13 protein-coding genes are annotated in these 17684 nt (G+C 34.1%); 11 read left to right on the forward strand and 2 right to left on the reverse strand.

What is annotated here, in order from left to right; all coding sequences use genetic code 11:
- Nucleotides 1–153 precede the first annotated feature (153 nt).
- Entirely contained in the window at nt 154–1185 is a 1032-nt protein-coding gene (locus tag ABD859_RS22580; RefSeq protein WP_345147026.1) for a helix-turn-helix domain-containing protein, read from the reverse strand.
- A 107-nt stretch (nt 1186–1292) separates the two neighbouring features.
- On the opposite strand from ABD859_RS22580, the gene ABD859_RS22585 reads away from it, so the two are divergent.
- The 3 genes from ABD859_RS22585 (at nt 1293) to ABD859_RS22595 (ending at nt 6459) form a co-directional block, all read left to right on the forward strand.
- A complete protein-coding gene (locus ABD859_RS22585; protein ID WP_345147028.1) occupies nt 1293–3692 on the forward strand; it encodes a TonB-dependent receptor in 2400 nt (799 codons plus the stop codon).
- 23 nt (nt 3693–3715) lie between these two features.
- Nucleotides 3716–4951 (forward strand): DUF4374 domain-containing protein, encoded by a 1236-nt coding sequence (locus tag ABD859_RS22590; RefSeq protein WP_345147029.1) that lies wholly within the window; start codon nt 3716–3718, stop codon nt 4949–4951.
- A gap of 74 nt (nt 4952–5025) precedes the next feature.
- Nucleotides 5026–6459: a PepSY-associated TM helix domain-containing protein gene (locus ABD859_RS22595; RefSeq protein WP_345147031.1), complete on the forward strand. Its 1434-nt coding sequence runs from the start codon at nt 5026–5028 to the stop codon at nt 6457–6459.
- An 86-nt stretch (nt 6460–6545) separates the two neighbouring features.
- Here the strand turns inward: ABD859_RS22595 and ABD859_RS22600 are convergent, their stop codons facing one another.
- Nucleotides 6546–7481 (reverse strand): alpha/beta hydrolase, encoded by a 936-nt coding sequence (locus ABD859_RS22600; RefSeq protein ID WP_345147032.1) that lies wholly within the window; start codon nt 7479–7481, stop codon nt 6546–6548.
- 397 nt (nt 7482–7878) lie between these two features.
- On the opposite strand from ABD859_RS22600, the gene ABD859_RS22605 reads away from it, so the two are divergent.
- The 8 genes from ABD859_RS22605 to ABD859_RS22640 all read left to right on the forward strand — a co-directional run bounded on the left by ABD859_RS22605 (nt 7879) and on the right by ABD859_RS22640 (nt 17627).
- Nucleotides 7879–9345, forward strand: coding sequence for an MFS transporter (locus ABD859_RS22605; protein ID WP_345147033.1), 1467 nt, complete (start codon nt 7879–7881; stop codon nt 9343–9345).
- Between the two features lie 98 nt (nt 9346–9443).
- Nucleotides 9444–10283 (forward strand): 5-dehydro-4-deoxy-D-glucuronate isomerase, encoded by an 840-nt coding sequence (kduI, locus tag ABD859_RS22610; protein WP_345147034.1) that lies wholly within the window; start codon nt 9444–9446, stop codon nt 10281–10283.
- 4 nt (nt 10284–10287) lie between these two features.
- A complete protein-coding gene (locus ABD859_RS22615; RefSeq protein ID WP_345147036.1) occupies nt 10288–11079 on the forward strand; it encodes a gluconate 5-dehydrogenase in 792 nt (263 codons plus the stop codon).
- A gap of 24 nt (nt 11080–11103) precedes the next feature.
- Nucleotides 11104–12507: a glucuronate isomerase gene (gene uxaC / locus ABD859_RS22620; RefSeq protein WP_345147038.1), complete on the forward strand. Its 1404-nt coding sequence runs from the start codon at nt 11104–11106 to the stop codon at nt 12505–12507.
- Nucleotides 12508–12609: 102 nt separating this feature from the next.
- The gene (locus tag ABD859_RS22625) at nt 12610–13632 is read left to right on the forward strand and encodes a PfkB family carbohydrate kinase (RefSeq protein WP_345147039.1); all 1023 of its coding nucleotides are present in this window, start codon (nt 12610–12612) and stop codon (nt 13630–13632) included.
- An 11-nt stretch (nt 13633–13643) separates the two neighbouring features.
- Nucleotides 13644–14312, forward strand: a complete 669-nt coding sequence (locus tag ABD859_RS22630; RefSeq protein ID WP_345147040.1) for a bifunctional 4-hydroxy-2-oxoglutarate aldolase/2-dehydro-3-deoxy-phosphogluconate aldolase — start codon at nt 13644–13646, stop codon at nt 14310–14312.
- Between the two features lie 209 nt (nt 14313–14521).
- Entirely contained in the window at nt 14522–15967 is a 1446-nt protein-coding gene (locus tag ABD859_RS22635) for a tagaturonate reductase (RefSeq protein WP_345147041.1), read from the forward strand.
- Nucleotides 15968–16004: 37 nt separating this feature from the next.
- On the forward strand, nt 16005–17627 hold the full coding sequence (locus ABD859_RS22640) for a UxaA family hydrolase (RefSeq protein WP_345147043.1): 1623 nt from the start codon (nt 16005–16007) through the stop codon (nt 17625–17627).
- Nucleotides 17628–17684: the final 57 nt, after the last annotated feature.

Raw genomic sequence — 17684 nt, forward strand, 5'->3', positions numbered from 1 at the left:
TTTTTGGAGAGACAATTTTTTAATTTTTAAAATTTGACATATTCATTTGATCGTGGGTAACTTGTAGAAAATTGTTATATACAAATACTGTCTAATTTTTTTAGGTTTTTAGATTGGGTTATTTATTTAACCGTAATCTAAAAACCTTTTTTTTTAGCCCAGTAATAAAATCCCTGTAATCCATAAATATAGGTAGTCCCAATTGCTTTTAAATTTTTGCGGCGATGAACCATAAAACGTTTTAAAAGCGGCCGAAAAATGAGAAATGTCTTTGTAGCCGCATTTATAAGCTACTTCACTTACGGTTGCTGATTTTTCTCTAAATAATTCTTTAGCGTATTCCATTCTCAGTTTAATAATGAAGCTTTTTACAGTTGTTCCAAAACAAGCTTTAAAACCTTTTTTGAGTTTAAATTCGTTTAAAGAAATCATTCTTGATAGCTCTGTAAGGGTGGGAGCCTTTATATAATCTTTTTCCAGAATCAGTTTTGCTTGCTGAAGTTTAGAATAATCTTCATCGTCAATTTTGTCTTTTAGTTTAGGTTTTGTTGAAATAGCTTCGAGCTGATGTATTAAAAGTTCCCGAATTTTTGTTTCAATAAACATTTTCTTTAATGCCCCTTGGCGGTTACAGTTTCTAATTTCAGAAATTATCCATTGTATAGCCGGAGTAAGCGGTATGTATTGAGAAGTTAAATAACCGGATTTTTTTAATAGAATGTTTTTCGAGAATTTTTCATGTACTTTCCAGTTTTCATTAATTATTTTGTAATAAAACTCTTTAGAGAAGATTATAGCCAGATAATTAACTTGTTCAAACGCTGGAATACTATAAGTAGCTTTAAACTTAGTTGTATAAAAAATATTATGTGTGCTTTCTTTGATATTTTGATCTGATTCTGGCAGTTCAATATTAGTTTCGATGTTGCCGGAATTTACAAAATCCATTACAACACATTCTTCGTTAATTTCAAAAATGTCTGTTTGTGATTTAGAAAGACATAGCTGAGTATCAATTATAACCATTCCATCTGTAGATAAAATATGGCTTTTTATTTCCTCAGTTTTTTCTTTTTTTATGTCAATAATTTCTTCTGTAAGGATACTTTTAGGATCGTATTGATCTTTAATTTCGATATTGATAATTGGTTTTTCATGGGCTGATAGTTTCGATCTGATCTTCAAAATATAATCCGTTTTTACAAAATAATAATCCGTTTTTCCCTAACTTTTTTAAACCAGTTGAGAGTACTTTTGCGCCAAAGTTATTTATAATTAGTCTAATTAAAGATATGTCAACTCGTAAAATTTTATTTTTTATTTCATTTTTATTCTTTTCGTTCTTTGTAAAAGCCCAGCAAAATCAGGGTTTCGTAGTATCTGGACAAGTTTCTGAAAAATCAGGACAAACAATTCCCTATGCAACCGTAATGATAGAAAAAACTGACTTAAGCGTGATTTCTGATGAAAACGGAAAGTTTGTTTTTAAGAATGTCAAGCCCGGAAAGTATACTTTGAAAATTTCCGCAATAGGTTTTTCGAACTTCAAAAAGCATATAGAAGTTTCGCCTAATAATAACAATGTAAACCTTTCTATAAAATTAGAGAATGAGTTAAACGAATTAGAAAGTGTATCGGTTATAGGGCGTTCGGCAGTTAATAAGGTTAATAAGCAAGCTTATAATGTAACAGCTGTCGATGCAAAAAAACTGCATAACTCTACTTTAGATTTGGCACATGCATTAGACAGAGTATCAGGAGTACGTTTTCGTGAAGCCGGCGGAGTAGGATCTCGATCAGAATTATCGATTAATGGTTTTTCCGGAAACCAAATTAAAATTTTTATTGATGGTGTGCCGATGGATAATTTTGGCTCGTCTTTTCAAATCAACAATATTCCAATTAACCTGGCTGATCGTGTAGAGGTTTATAAAGGTGTTGTGCCCATTTGGCTGGGCGGCGATGCTTTAGGAGGGGCTGTTAATATTGTAACAAACAGTAAACCTCGTACCTATGTGGATGCTTCTTATTCCTTTGGATCATTCAACACGTTCAAGACGGCAATAAACGCGGGCTATACTTCAAAAAGTGGTTTTACTACGGAGATTAATGCATTTCAGAATTATTCAGATAATAATTACTGGGTAAATGTTGAAACTAATGATTTAGAGACTGGTAAATATTATCCAGAAACACGAGTAAGAAGATTTCATGATAATTACCATAATGAAACTGTAATCTTTAATATTGGAATTACGGGTAAAAAATATGCCGATAAATTAATGATTGGTTTTACAGCCGGACAAAATAAGGCCGATATTCAAACTGGAGCCAGAATGGTTGCAGTATTTGGAGAAAGGTATAGACGCGGGAATACTTTAATGCCTACTTTAAAATATCAGGTAAAAGATTTGTTTACAAAAGGTTTGAATATAGATGTAACGGGAAACTTTAATTTTGGTTATGAACAAACTGTCGATACTGTAAATAGACGATACAATTGGTTTGGACAATATACACAAAACGATGGACCAGGTGGAGAAGCTGGCAGATCTTTGTATAAATTTAAAAACAATAATGGAATAGCCACTTTCAATGCTAATTATGCTTTAGGAGAACACCATTCTTTTTTAATAAACAACACATTTAACACATTTAACCGTAAAGGAAGTGACGAACTTTATCCTGAGTCCGTAACGTATCAGCAGCCAGAAAAGCTGCAAAAGAATATTTTGGCAGCGGGCTATAAATTTGACTACAATCAAAAATGGAGTACTTCATTATTTGTAAAGAATTATAGTTTAAGTACTACTCTCACCAGAAGTTATAATCCTTCTGGAAACTGGGGAGATGTTGCCTATATGGAGTTAAATGATAAATCATCTTCTTTAGGTTATGGAGGAGCAAGCAGCTATTATTTAAAGCAAAATCTGCAGTTAAAAGCTTCTTATGAAAAAACCTATCGATTGCCAACATCGAATGAAATTTTTGGTGATCCAAATGATAATTTACAGGGTAACAATAATTTAAAACCAGAATCGAGTAATAATATCAATTTGGGTCTTAGTTATCAAACTAGTTTTAATGATGTGAATGCCTTAACATTTGATGTAAATGGTATTTATCGTGATGCTTCTGATTTTATTCGTACTCAATTTAATAATAATCAGAACAAAACTGTAACTGTCAATCAAGGAAGTGTAAAAACAAAAGGTATCGATGGAGAGATTCGATACTCTTACAAAAAGCGATTTACCTCTGGTCTTAATATGACTTATCAGGATATACGTAATTTGACCAAATATGAGCCAGAACAAAATTTTGTTTCCTATTACTATAAAGACAGAGTGCCCAATATTCCTTATTTGTTTGGTAATCTGGATGGAACAGTATTTTTTAACGATGTATTTAAAAAAGGAAATAATTTATCTGCAGGCTATAATCTTCTTTATGTACATTCTTATTATCTGTACTGGCCAAGTCAAGGAAGCTCAAATGGTAAACACGATATTCCTGTACAGTTCAAGCATGATTTAAACTTGGTCTACACGATGGCTAATGGAAAATATAACATTGCTTTAGAATGTCAAAACTTATTGGATAATGAACTTGTAGATAATTTTTCACTTCAAAAACCTAGTCGTGCTTTTTATCTAAAATTCAGATACTTCTTTAACAAGTCTAATAAATAATCCTAATATAAATTTTAATACTTATGAAAACAATTAGCAAATTACCTTTACTATTAGCTGCATTTGCTTTCACTTTTACTTCATGCGAGAGTAGTGATGATAAAAATGAAGGAACTAGCGGGGAAACAGGAAAATCAAAATATATAGTTACCGTTTCTACAGGAGCAACGGGAGTAGCAGATTATTTATTAACTGCCGACGATATTTCAAAAGGATCAATTACCACTGCTGGTAACGGATTAGAACAAGACGGTACTTATCGTTATTATTTATCAACGCAAAACAAATTCTTTAGTTTCCTTTATGGTCAGGGAAATCCGGGAGCTGTTACTACTTATGGATTAACTGCTAATGGAGATTTGACTAAAACTTCAAATTTCCAAGCAGAGACAGTCCAAGTTTTTGCGCCAGTTAACAAAGATATCTTAATGGTAAAAGTGCCAAGAAGCGGTGCTTCAATTTCTTATATGTATAAAGTTGATGCAGAACAATCTATTCTTACAGGAACAGTGTCACAAGATACCAGACTTTTAATTGGAAATAAAAACCCAGATTTAGCAGAAAGAGCGCATTTTACCTGGGCAACTCAGGTGGGTGATAAAGTATTTATGCCTTATATGAAAATTAACGGTGCTGGGGATACTTTTGGAACAAGACATCCTGATAGTACTTGGGTAGCTGTTTATAGTTATCCAGATTTAAAATTAGAAAAAGTAATTAAAGATGACCGTACAAGTTACTTAGGAGCTTATTTTATTAATGGATTGTTTCAGGATGAAAAAGGAGATGCTTATGGATTTTCCGGAGCTATTGCAACATCTAATAGCGTAGTTACTTCTACAAAACCTTCGGCTGTTATTAAAATTAATAAAGGTACTACAGAATTTGACAAATCTTACTTCTTTAACGTTCAGGAAAAATCTGGAGGATATAAAATCTCTTCAACAAGTTATATTTCAAATGGTAAGTTCTTATTATTAATGTACGGAACTCCAGGAACTAATGCAGGAGCTGTTAAGTTAGCTGTTGCTGATGTGTACAACCAAACCTTTAAATGGGTTACAGGAATGCCTGCTATATTAACAAATGCGACTACTCGTTATAATATTACAACAGAAGATGGAAATTCAGCTGTTCTAGGTGTAAATACTCCTGATGGTAACTGGATCTATACTATCAATGGTACTTCTGGTGCAGCTACACAAGGTATGAAAGTGGAAGGCGGACAAATTACTGCTATCCAAAAATTAAAATATTAATTATTTTTTTTAAACCGTGAGTCTTTTGGCGGGGACTCGCGGTTTTTTATTTATTCTATTTATCTATCAAAAATATGTTTTCTTCTTCCAAACCAAAACCTAATACTAAGAAAAAAAGTAAAAAATCGCTTTTTAAGCGTATTATGGCCTGGCTCCATTTATGGCTTGGCTTAGCCTCTGGAATTATTGTTGTCATTGTCAGCCTTACGGGCTGCATTTATGTTTTTGAAAATGAAATAAAAGATTTTATCGAAGACTGGCGTTTTGTAAAACCACAGGAAAAAGCTTTTTTGCTTCCCTCACAGTTAGCTACAATTGCAGATAAAACTATGAAAGGCAATCATGCCACAAGCGTTACTTTTGGAGAAAAAGACGAAGCTGCCATTGTAGGTTATTTTGTTGAAAAAAAAGAAGATAAGGACGGAAAAGGAGAACATAAAAGAGGAGAAGGAAAAGGAAACCGAAAAAAGGATTTCGCTAAAAACGAAAATCCAAAAGGAAAATCGGAACTCAAAACTCAGGAAAAGGGAAAAGATAAAAAGAAAGAAGAAAAACCCAGAAAAAGAAGAAATGGTGTTTTTACCAGTATTTATATGAATCCTTATACAGGAGAAATATTAAATGTGAAATCTTTTTCAAGAGGAGATTCTCCTGATTTTTTCAGATGGATATTAAACGGACACCGAGCTTTATGGCTTCCATATGATATTGGAAGACCAATTGTAGGTGTTGCAGTTTTAATTTTTGTTGTTTTGTTAATTTCCGGAATAGTTCTTTGGTGGCCAACCAAATGGATTAAATCAATAATTGATAAAAGTTTTAAAATTAAATGGGATGCCAGTTTTAAACGTGTCAATTATGACTTTCATAATGTACTGGGCTTTTACAGCTGTATATTTCTTTTCTTCATTGCTGTTACAGGCTTAGTGTGGAGTTTTGGCTGGTGGAGTAAATCGTTATACTGGGTAACTTCTGGAGGAAAACCATTAACCGAAAACCGTGAATCGCCTAAATCTGATACAACAAATATTAAAGCTTTTAATATAACAACAGCAGATAAAGTACTGCTTAAAATGAGAAAAGAAAATCCACAGGCTTCCGGAATTTTGATTTCTATTCCGTCAAAACCCGCAGATCCAATTGGTGCTTTTATTTACAAACAAAAAAATACCTACTATAATATGGATAGGTATAATTTTGATCAGCAGACCTTAAAAGAAATTTCTATAAAAACACCCTTTTCGGGTAAATATATAGAAGCCAATATACCTGATAAAATCCGCAGAATGAATTATGATATTCATGTGGGAAGCGTATTGGGACTTACCGGAAAATTTATTGCATTTTTTGCCAGTTTAATCTCGGCTACACTGCCTATTACAGGATTTATAATTTGGTGGGGTAAACAAAAGTTTGGTAAAAAGAAGCCCGCACCAAAACCTAAAATAGCAGCGAAAGCAATTCCGATTGCTAAAAAAAATATTGCAGAACAAGAAGTTCCTGCTTAGAGAAAAATTAAAATTGGTTTTTAATTTCTTTTTTTGTTTTTTTTTGATCAAAGGCAAAACGTAATACGTTTTGCCTTTTCTATTTTTTAATTATAACTATTCGCTTTAAGCCATTCTTCACAGTCTCTCGTCCAGAATTTACTGGTGTCTTTTACGCCTAAACCAAAACCGTGACCGCCTTTTTCATATAAATGTAACTCTGCTGTAACTCCGTTTTTTTTAAGCGCTAAATAGTAGTTTATACTGTTTTCAGGCAGAACAACAGTGTCATCTGTCGCATGAATTAAAAATGCAGGCGGTGTTTGTGCCGTTACTTTCTTTTCGTTGGAAAAAGAATCTATTAAATCCTGCGTTGGATTATTACCAAGCAGATTAGACTGAGAACCTTTATGTGTAATAGCATTTTCCATAGATATAACCGGATAAATTAAAAGAGAAAAATCAGGACGTGCACTCACTTTATATGCTGATTCATAAACCTTATCATCATAATGCGTAGAAGCAGTCGTAGCTAAATGTCCGCCGGCAGAAAAACCAAGAATTCCAATTTTATTAGGATCAATGTTCCATTTTGCTGCATTCTGCCTTACATAACGTACAGCTTCCTGTGCATCCTGCAAAGGTCCCACATTTTTATTCTTCATAATTAAATCACTCGGAAGTCTGTATTTTAATACAAAAGCAGGAATTCCTAAGCTGTTAAACCATTGTGCCACTTTTGTTCCTTCCTTATCAATTGCCAGATGCTGATAACCACCGCCGGGAAGAATAATCACTGCTGTTTGGTTGGGTTTTGTTACAGCAGGAATAAATGCCGTAATTGTAGGTATTGTAACTAAACTGGTGCTTTGTAACTTTCCGTCAGTTACATTTTCTTTCTCTTTGTAATCTGCTGCTTTTATTTCATCAGGAATTTTTTTCCAAAGAGGCATTTCCTGTGCATTAATTTGAATAAAAACTCCCAGAAAAAGCAGGAAACTTAGTATGTATTTTTTAAACGGATGGCTGGCTGTATTTTTCAATTTTAAAAAGTAATTAATTGTTTTACAATGGGTTATTTGTGTCTTTAAAAGCGATTTTACAGATGTTCAAATTCCATAAAACTCCTTTTTCAAAGCTATCAAATTTCAGGACAATTTTACCCCTAAAAACGGATAAATTTCACCTTATAGCTTTTAACAAATATATTGTTTAATGTGTAATTTTGAGTTCTTTTTTTTACGCAATACATGAAATATAACACTTAAAATAATTTTATCTATAATTTATTTGGAATGTAAAGATTAAAAACTATATTTGTGCAATCGATTACATTGTTGTACGCTTTTTAAATTAAAATATTGATTTTAATGTGTTTAAATTCATTTGTATTGATGTAAAAGATTTCCTAAAAATATCTAACTATAATAACCATTTACCATGAATCAAACCGATGCTGTTACAGTAAATCAATCCGTCAAAGCTGCTGGAAAATACCGTTGGAGTATATGCGCGCTTTTGTTCTTTGCTACAACTATTAACTATCTTGACAGACAAGTTCTATCGTTAACATGGAGTGATTTTATTGCGCCGGAATTTCATTGGACAAATAATGACTACGGAAATATAACAGCTTTATTTTCTATTTTTTATGCCGTGTCTTTATTATTTGCCGGAAGATTTGTAGACTGGTTAGATACTAAAAAAGGATTTCTTTGGGCAATCGGGATTTGGTCTGTTGGAGCATGTCTTCACGCATTTTGCGGCATTGCCACTTCAGGAATTATTACAGGAAACTGGTTTGTTGGTTTTCATGGTTCAAAAGAAATAATCGAAACTGTAAATGATACTGCATTGGTAATCAATGTAAGTGTTGCACTTTTCATTTTTGCACGTTTTGTTCTGGCTGTTGGAGAAGCTGGAAACTTTCCAGCAGCGATTAAAACTACTGCCGAATATTTTCCTAAAAAAGACAGAGCTTTTGCAACCAGTATTTTTAATGCAGGAGCAACCGTTGGAGCTTTAGCGGCGCCAATTACAATTCCGTTTATTGCAAAATCTTTTGGATGGGAAATGTCATTTATCATCATTGGAGCTTTAGGATTTGTATGGATGGGATTTTGGGTTTTTATGTACGATAAACCAGAAAGACACTCAAAAGTAAGTGCAGAAGAATTAGCTTATATTCAACAGGATGATATTGAAGATAGTAAAATAGGTTTTAAGCCAGAAGCTAAAGGAAAAGTATCATTAGTAGAATGTTTTAAATACAAACAAACCTGGGCTTTTGCTTTTGGTAAATTTATGACAGACGGTGTTTGGTGGTTTTTCTTATTCTGGACTCCGGCTTATTTAAGTTCTGTTTACGGAATGGATTCTACAGAAGCGGCACTTCCGTTGTTTGTACTTTACATGATTACTTTATTATCAATCATAGGTGGCTGGCTTCCAACATATTTCGTAGAGAAAAAAGGAATGAATCCGTACGAAGGAAGAATGAGAGCCATGTTGATTTTTGCCTTCTTTCCGTTATTAGCCTTAATCGCGCAGCCATTAGGATATATTAGTTACTGGGTTCCGGTTGTTATTATCGGAATTGCAGGTGCGGCACACCAGTCTTGGTCGGCAAATATTTTTACAACTGTTGGTGATATGTTTCCTAAAAAAGCAATTGCAACCATTACCGGAATTGGAGGTTTAGCAGGCGGTGTAGGATCGACTTTAATTAACAAAGGATCAGGTGTATTATTTGATTATGCTAAAGATACTGAAATGGTGTTTTTAGGCTTTAAAGGAATTGAAGCAGGTTATTTCATCATTTTCTCTATTTGTGCTGTCTGCTACTTAACAGGATGGATCGTGATGAAATCATTAGTGCCAAAATACAGCCCAATTACAGATTTGTAACGAAAAATGTAAGCTGATAAAATATTTTTTCAGTTTCAATTATGGTTTTTCAATATAAAAAATTAATTTTGTGCAATCGATTACATTAATTTAAAATTATGACAAAATATAGTTCAAGATACGCGTCAAGCCCAGAAGCTGTAAAAAAATATGATACACAGCAATTAAGAGAAGAATTCTTAATTGATGACTTAATGCAGGAAGATGAAGTGGTTCTGGTTTACTCACATTACGATCGATACATTGCAGGTTCTGCTGTTCCTGTAAAAGGTGATTTACCATTAGAAACTATTGATCCGCTAAAAGCGCCTTATTTCTTAGAAAGAAGAGAATTAGGAATCATTAATGTTGGCGGAAACGGTTCTGTTGTAGTTGAAGGAACAACATACGAATTAGGTTTTAAAGATGCTCTTTACATTGGAGCCGGAAATAAAGAAGTTGTTTTTAAAAGTGATGATAAAAACAATCCTGCAAAATTCTATTTGAACTCAGCACCAGCGCACACAACTTACCCAACTAAGAAAGTAAGTCTGGCTGAAGCTAATAAATTACAATTAGGAACAATGGAAACGGCAAACCACCGTACCGTAAACCAAATGATTATTGGAAGTGTTGTTACAACCTGCCAATTACAAATGGGAATGACAGAGTTGAAACCGGGAAGTGTTTGGAATACCATGCCGGCACACGTTCATGATCGCAGAATGGAAGTTTATTTTTATTTAGATATTCCACAAGATCAGGCTGTTTGTCATTTTATGGGACAGCCGCAGGAAACAAGACATATCTGGATGAACAATCATCAGGCAGTAATTTCTCCGCCTTGGTCAATTCACTCAGGTTCAGGAACCAGCAATTATACTTTTATCTGGGGAATGGCAGGTGAAAACTTAGATTACGGAGATATGGATGTTTGTAAAATCACTGATTTAAGATAAGAAAATGACAAATTTATTTGATATAAAAGGAAAAGTTGCTCTTATTACAGGTTCGACACACGGGCTTGGAATGGCAATGGCAAAAGGATTAGGTCAAGCGGGTGCTACCATTGTAGTAAACGGAAATTCTTCTCAGGAAAAAATTGATAATGCTGTAGCAGAATTAAAAAGTGAAGGCATTCATGCAGTAGGTTACAAATTTAATGTAACCGAAGAGCAGGAAGTGAAAACGGCTGTTCAAAAAATCGAAAGTGAAGTTGGGCCAATCGATATCTTAATCAACAATGCCGGAATCATTAAAAGAATTCCATTGCTGGATATGGAAGTTTCGGATTTCAGAGAAGTTGTTGATATTGACTTAGTAAGTCCGTTTATCGTTTCTAAGCATGTTGCTAAAGGAATGATATCAAGAAGACAAGGAAAAATCATCAACATTTGTTCTATGATGAGCGAATTAGGCAGAAACACAGTTTCGGCTTATGCAGCTGCAAAAGGAGGCTTAAAAATGCTGACTAAAAACATGGCAACAGAATGGGCAAAATACAATGTACAGATCAACGGAATTGGTCCGGGATATTTTGCAACAGAACAGACAAAACCAATTCGTGTAGACGGACATCCGTTTAACGATTTTATTATAAGCAGAACACCGGCTGCAAAATGGGGAGATCCAAGTGATTTAGCCGGAGCTGCAATATTTTTATCTTCAAAAGCAAGTGATTTTGTAAACGGTCACATTTTATATGTCGACGGCGGAATTCTTGCTACAATTGGAAAACCTTCAAACGAAGAATAATTCTCAAATTATATTTAAAAAGACATGAGCGCAAACACATTCATACATGACAATTTTTTATTAGAAAATAAATACGCTGAAGAGTTGTATCATAATTACTCTAAAAATCAGCCAATTATTGATTATCATAATCACTTAAATCCACAGTTTATTGCAGAGGATAAGATTTTTGATAACATTACCAATGTATGGATCAATGGAGATCACTACAAATGGCGTGCAATGCGTACATTAGGAATTAACGAGCAGTTTGTAACCGGAAATGGTTCAGATAAAGGTAAATTCTTAAACTGGGCAAAAACAGTTCCGTACACAATGCGTAATCCTTTGTACCACTGGACACATTTAGAGTTAGCGCGCTATTTTGATATTTATGATTTATTGAATGAAAAATCGGCTGAGAAAATTTATATCGAAACTTCGGAAAAAATTAATTCTCAGGCATACAGCACACAAAATCTTCTTAAAAAAGTAAATGCTGAATTAGTTTGTACAACAGAAGATCCAATCGATACATTAGAATTTCACCAAAAATTCGCTAACAATTCGACTGGAATCAAAATGAGTACGGCTTTCAGACCTGATAAAGCCATCTTAATTGCTAATGATGGATATAATGCATATCTGGACACATTAGGGGATGTGTCCGGAGTTGCAATTAATACGTATGCTGATTTACAATCTGCTTTAAGAAACAGAATTGAGTTTTTTAATGCAAACGGATGTAAATTAAGTGACCACGGTTTAAATCAAATCGACTTTGAAGAATTTACTGAATCTGAAGTAAGTGCAATTTTCAAAAAGAAAAGAGAAAACAGAATCATTTCGCCGGAAGAAGCTTTAAAATTCCAAAGTGCCATTCTAATCTTCTTATCAGAAACATATCATGAGTTTGGATGGGTACAGCAGTTTCACTTAGGTGCATTGCGTAACAACAATGCTCGTATGCACAGAATTTTAGGACCTGATACAGGATGGGATTCTATTGGAGATTATCCACAGGCACAAAAATTATCTGCTTTCTTAAATGCTTTAGACAGTAAAGATAAATTGACTAAAACAATTATTTATAACCTAAATCCTGCCGATAATGAAGTTATGGCAACCATGATTGGAAATTTCAACGACGGAAGCGTTCGCGGAAAAGTACAATTTGGATCAGGATGGTGGTTCTTAGATCAGAAAGACGGAATGACAAAACAATTAAATGCTTTGTCTAACATGGGATTAATCAGCTGTTTTGTTGGAATGTTAACAGATTCTAGAAGTTTCTTATCGTTCCCAAGACACGAATATTTCAGACGTATTTTATGTAATCTTCTTGGTGACGAAATTAAAAGAGGAGAATTACCAAACGATATGGAATGGATTGGAAAATTAGTTTCAGACATCTCATACAATAATGCAAAAGAGTATTTCAAATTTTAATTAAAGTAAAGTTTAACCGCAAAGTTCGCAAAGATTTACGCAAGGTTCGCTAAGTTTTTTAATCCTTCAAATCTTTGTAATCTGTGGCAAAATAAATATAACATGAGCAGAGTAGTTGCATTTGGAGAAATCATGCTGCGTTTGTCGACTGAAAGACATTTACGTTTTTCGCAGTCAACGGCATTTGGTGCTACATACGGAGGCGGCGAATTTAATGTTTGCGTTTCTTTGGCTAATTATGGCGTAAACGCTGAATTTGTTACAAGACTTCCTCAAAACGAGATTGGTTTATCTGCATTAAAAGAAATGCGAAAAATGAATGTCGGTACACAGAATATAGTGTATGGAGGAGACCGTTTAGGAATTTATTTTCTGGAAACCGGAGCCGGAACCCGTGGCAGCAATGTAGTGTACGATCGTGCACACAGTGCTATGGCAACTATAGAAAAAGGACAGATAGACTGGGATAAAGTTCTTGAAGGAGCCGAATGGTTTCACTGGAGCGGTATTACACCGGCTATTTCTCAAACCGCAGCAGAAGCTTGTTTAGAAGCTATAAAAGCTGCACATAAAAAAGGAATTAAAATTTCATGCGACCTGAATTACAGATCAAAACTTTGGCAGTATGGCAAAACACCAAGCGATGTAATGCCGGAAATGCTGCAATACAGTAATGTAATTTTAGGAGATATCGATACAGCATATTTTATGCTGGGAATTCCAAAAGTAAATCCGAATTATCAGGACGAAAAATCGCTTCCTGTTTTATATGAAAAATTATTTGAATTAATCCCAAATTTAAAAATAGCAGCGACTACACTTCGTTATTCTGTGAGTGCTTCTCACCAAAGAATCGGCGGCGTTTTGTTCGACGGAAAATCACTTTATCAGGCCGCTGTAAAAGAAGTTACTCCGGTTGTAGACAGAGTAGGAAGCGGTGATGCTTTCATGGGAGGATTAATTTACGGATTGTTACAATATCAAAACAATAACCAGAGAGCCTTAGATTTTGCAGTGGCAGCGTGTTGCTTGAAACACACAATTGCTGGTGATTATAATCTGGTTACTTTAAAAGAAGTTGAAAATATGATTGATGGTGATGGTTCTGCATTAGTATCAAGATAATTAATAAAAATATGGCAAAGTTTTCAAGAATAGAGGTTGCACAGACAATGAAAGACAATGGGATGGTTCCTTTGTTTTTTCACTCTGATATAGAATTAAGCAAAAAAGTTTTAAAAGCATGTTACGACGGCGGTTCCAGATTAATGGAATTTACAAGCAGAGGTGATTTTGCGCACGAAGTTTTTGGAGCTTTAAATAAATATGCATTAGCAGAACTTCCGGGAATGATTCTGGGCGTTGGATCTATTACAGATGCGGCATCGGCTTCATTATACATGAGTCTGGGAGCTAATTTTATTGTAACGCCGGTATTTAGAGAAGATATCGCCATTGCCTGCAACCGCAGAAAAGTATTGTGGTCTCCTGGATGCGGTACTTTATCAGAAATAGCCAGAGCAGAAGAATTAGGCTGTGAAATCGTAAAATTATTTCCGGCAGATACTTACGGGCCTGAGTTTATTAAAGCAATAAAAGGGCCATGCCCGTGGACAAACATTATGCCTACAGGCGGTGTTTATCCAACAGAAGAAAGTCTGAGTTCATGGCTTAAAGCAGGAGCAACCTGCGTAGGTTTAGGATCTCAGCTTATTTCAAAAGATATACTTGACAATAAAGATTTCGACGGCTTAACGGCTAAAGTAAGCCAGGTTCTTGACATCATTAAAAATATTAGAAAATAAATAAGGAGTAATCATGCCAACCCTTATTTAGATACGTTTTTTTTAGATTTTAGAGATTGTAATTGAGCATTACGCTTGAAAATAATTCTTGTCACTCCTCACAGCAAGTTTTATTTTAATTACAGGTGTAATGTTTCATTTACAATATTTTAAAGAAACGAATAAGGTTTTAAGTGATTATTATAACACTTTTAAAAGAGAGAATTAAAATGAAAAAATTAAATAGAATAAATACAGGATTAGAAAAGTTACAGCCAATTAAGGTAATTCAGTTTGGAGAAGGTAACTTTTTAAGAGCCTTTGTTGATTATGCTTTTTACAGACTAAATAAAGAAGTTGATTTTAATGCCGGTATTGCAATAGTTCAGCCTTTGAAAGACGGTATGGTAAATATGATTAATGATCAAGATGGTCTTTATACCTTGTTTATGAACGGAATCAAAAAAGGTGAAAAGATACAAGATATTGAGTTAATTGATAATATCGTAAAAACTGTAAACCCATATACTGAATTTACAAATTATTTAGCTTTAGCTAAAGAAGAAGAACTTCAGTTTATTGTTTCTAATACTACAGAAGCTGGAATTGAATTTATTGAAAGTGATACTCCAGACATGCAGCCACCAGTGTCATTTCCTGCAAAATTGACGGTTTTATTATACGAAAGATTTAAACATTTTAATGGAGATGCTTCTAAAGGAGTTACAATAATTCCTTGTGAATTAATTGATTATAACTCTGAGACACTTAAAAAATATATTTTACAATATGTTGATTTATGGAAATTAGAAGATGCATTTAAAGCCTGGGTATCAGATGCTTGTACATATCATAGTACTTTGGTTGACAGAATCGTTCCTGGATATCCAAGAGCTGAAATTGAAGAATACAATAGTAAATTAGATTATGAGGATAATTTAATTGTTGCAGCTGAACCTTTTTTCCTTTGGGCTATTGAAGGTGGAGATGATTTAAAAGCAAAATTGCCTTTTCACAAAACAGATTTGAATGTAAAAATCGTTGATGATATACGTCCTTTTAAAATGATTAAAGTTCGTATTTTAAACGGTGCCCACACCGCAATGGTACCTTTTTCACTTTTGCATGGTAATAAATTAGTAATGGAAACTGTTAACGGAGATTTTACCGGAAAATTTGTAAATAGTGTTATTAGTGAAATTAGTGAAACTCTTAATATGGACAAAAATGAAATTACGGCCTATTCTGAGGAAGTAATGGACCGATTTAAAAATCCATTTATCAAACATGCACTTGCTGATATTGCATTAAATTCTGTATCAAAATTCAAAGTAAGAGTTTTACCTAGTTTATTAGGATATTTTAATGCTAATAAAAAACTGCCTGTTAATTTGACTTTTTCATTTGCGAGTTTAATTCGTTTCTACAAAGGAACTTGGAATGATCAAAATTTACCGGTTAAAGATGGTGAAGACATTACAACATTCTTTAATGGTCTTTGGAAATCTGACGACTATGAGAAAATCGCTCGTTTAACATTACAAAACAAAGGTTTCTGGGATGAGGATTTAACTGAAATTCCAGGATTAACCAAAGCGATTACTATTGCATTAGAAGAGATTGATGCAAATGGTATTGAAGCTGGTTTTGCTAAGTTTCAAGAAAGAATAAAATAAAAAAAGATAAAAAAAACAAAAAGAACAAGGGTTAATTATGGCAACGCAGAAAAAATTGATAAAAGTTCACCCAACCGATAATGTTGCGGTTGCTTTGGTGGATCTTACAGCAGGCGAAGTAATTGATTTTGAAGGAGAATCAGTTACGGTTGAGTCTGATGTAAAAATGAAACATAAGATTGCAATGGTTCCTTTTAATGTAGGAGACAGAATCATTATGTACGGTGTTTTAGTGGGTAAAGCAAGTGCAAGAATCGAAAGAGGAGGATTGCTTTCTACTGCAAATGTGAAACACGAAAGTGATAAAGTTACCGGTAAAACGGAAACTATTGGCTGGACTGCTCCTAATATTGATAAATGGAAGGACAGAACGTGGCAGGGCTATCATAGAGAAGATGGACAGGTTGGAACTGAAAATGTTTGGTTATTCTTCCCTTTAGTGTTCTGTGAAAACAGAAACATCGAAATCTTAAAAGATATTTTTGAGAAAGAATTGATGAAACCAAAAGAGAACGATTATCAATTATTGTTACGTTCTTTGGTAAAATCAGAAACTGGAGGAGCAGGAAATCAGGAAGCTTCAAATGATGCTAACTTATTCAATAACATTCAGGTGAAATTTATTACTCACCAAGGTGGCTGCGGTGGAATTCGTCAGGATTCGCATAGTTTAGCTAAATTATTGGCGGGTTATGTAAACAATCCAAACGTAGCAGGAGCAACTGTTTTGAGTTTAGGATGTCAAAATCTTCAAATTTCAATTTTTAAAGAAGCTTTAGATGCGATCAATCCGGACAGTAAAAAACCTGTTTTAATTTACGATCAGCAGTCTATCGGAACTATCGAAGCGATGCTTAACAGTGTAGTAAAAGATACTTTTGAGGCAATTAAAAAGGCTAACGAAATTAAGAGAGAACCAGCTCCGTTATCTAAACTTAGAATTGGTTTAGAATGCGGTGGATCTGACGGATTCTCTGGAATTTCTGCAAACCCAACATTGGGTGTAACTTCAGATTTATTAGCAGCTTTAGGAGGAACAACAATTCTTTCTGAATTCCCTGAATTATGTGGAGTAGAGCAAGAATTAGTAAACCGTTGTGTAGAAGATCAAAGCGGAAAACGTTTCTTAGATTTAATGCAGTGGTATGAAAAAACAGTTGTAGATGCTGGTTCTGGATTTGATATGAATCCTTCTCCGGGTAACATTAAAGACGGTTTAATTACAGATGCCATGAAATCTGCAGGAGCTGCTAAAAAAGGTGGTACATCGCCAATTACGGGAGTTTTTGATTACGGTGAATATATTACAAAACCAGGTTTAACTTTACTTTGTACACCAGGAAATGATGTTGAGTGTACAACAGCAATGGTTGGTTCTGGAGCTAATATGGTATTGTTTACAACAGGTTTAGGGACGCCTACAGGTAACCCAATTGCACCGGTTGTAAAAATTTCATCAAACACCCAATTAGCAAACAAAATGTCTGATATTATAGATATTGACACTGGAGGAATCATCACCGGAGAAAAGTCAATTGATGAAATGGCAGATGAAATGTTAGAGTTTATTATTGATGTTGCCAGCGGTACTATTAAAACCAAGGCTGCACTTTTAAACCAAAATGACTTTATTCCTTGGAAAAGAGGGGTATCGCTTTAGTTTTTTAGGTTCAAAGTTACAAAGAGACAGAGTAACAAAGATTTATACAGAGAGACG

Origin of the sequence: Flavobacterium ginsengiterrae (assembly GCF_039539785.1) — a bacterium.
GTDB lineage: Bacteria > Bacteroidota > Bacteroidia > Flavobacteriales > Flavobacteriaceae > Flavobacterium > Flavobacterium ginsengiterrae.

Excerpts from the sequence above, each read along its gene's own strand:
- ABD859_RS22585 (WP_345147028.1), top strand. The coding sequence starts at position 1,293 with ATGTCAACTCGTAAAATTTTATTTTTTATTTCATTTTTATTCTTTTCG.
- ABD859_RS22590 (WP_345147029.1), top strand. The coding sequence starts at position 3,716 with ATGAAAACAATTAGCAAATTACCTTTACTATTAGCTGCATTTGCTTTC.
- ABD859_RS22595 (WP_345147031.1), top strand. The coding sequence starts at position 5,026 with ATGTTTTCTTCTTCCAAACCAAAACCTAATACTAAGAAAAAAAGTAAA.
- ABD859_RS22605 (WP_345147033.1), top strand. The coding sequence starts at position 7,879 with ATGAATCAAACCGATGCTGTTACAGTAAATCAATCCGTCAAAGCTGCT.
- kduI (WP_345147034.1), top strand. The coding sequence starts at position 9,444 with ATGACAAAATATAGTTCAAGATACGCGTCAAGCCCAGAAGCTGTAAAA.
- ABD859_RS22615 (WP_345147036.1), top strand. The coding sequence starts at position 10,288 with ATGACAAATTTATTTGATATAAAAGGAAAAGTTGCTCTTATTACAGGT.
- uxaC (WP_345147038.1), top strand. The coding sequence starts at position 11,104 with ATGAGCGCAAACACATTCATACATGACAATTTTTTATTAGAAAATAAA.
- ABD859_RS22625 (WP_345147039.1), top strand. The coding sequence starts at position 12,610 with ATGAGCAGAGTAGTTGCATTTGGAGAAATCATGCTGCGTTTGTCGACT.
- ABD859_RS22630 (WP_345147040.1), top strand. The coding sequence starts at position 13,644 with ATGGCAAAGTTTTCAAGAATAGAGGTTGCACAGACAATGAAAGACAAT.
- ABD859_RS22635 (WP_345147041.1), top strand. The coding sequence starts at position 14,522 with ATGAAAAAATTAAATAGAATAAATACAGGATTAGAAAAGTTACAGCCA.
- ABD859_RS22640 (WP_345147043.1), top strand. The coding sequence starts at position 16,005 with ATGGCAACGCAGAAAAAATTGATAAAAGTTCACCCAACCGATAATGTT.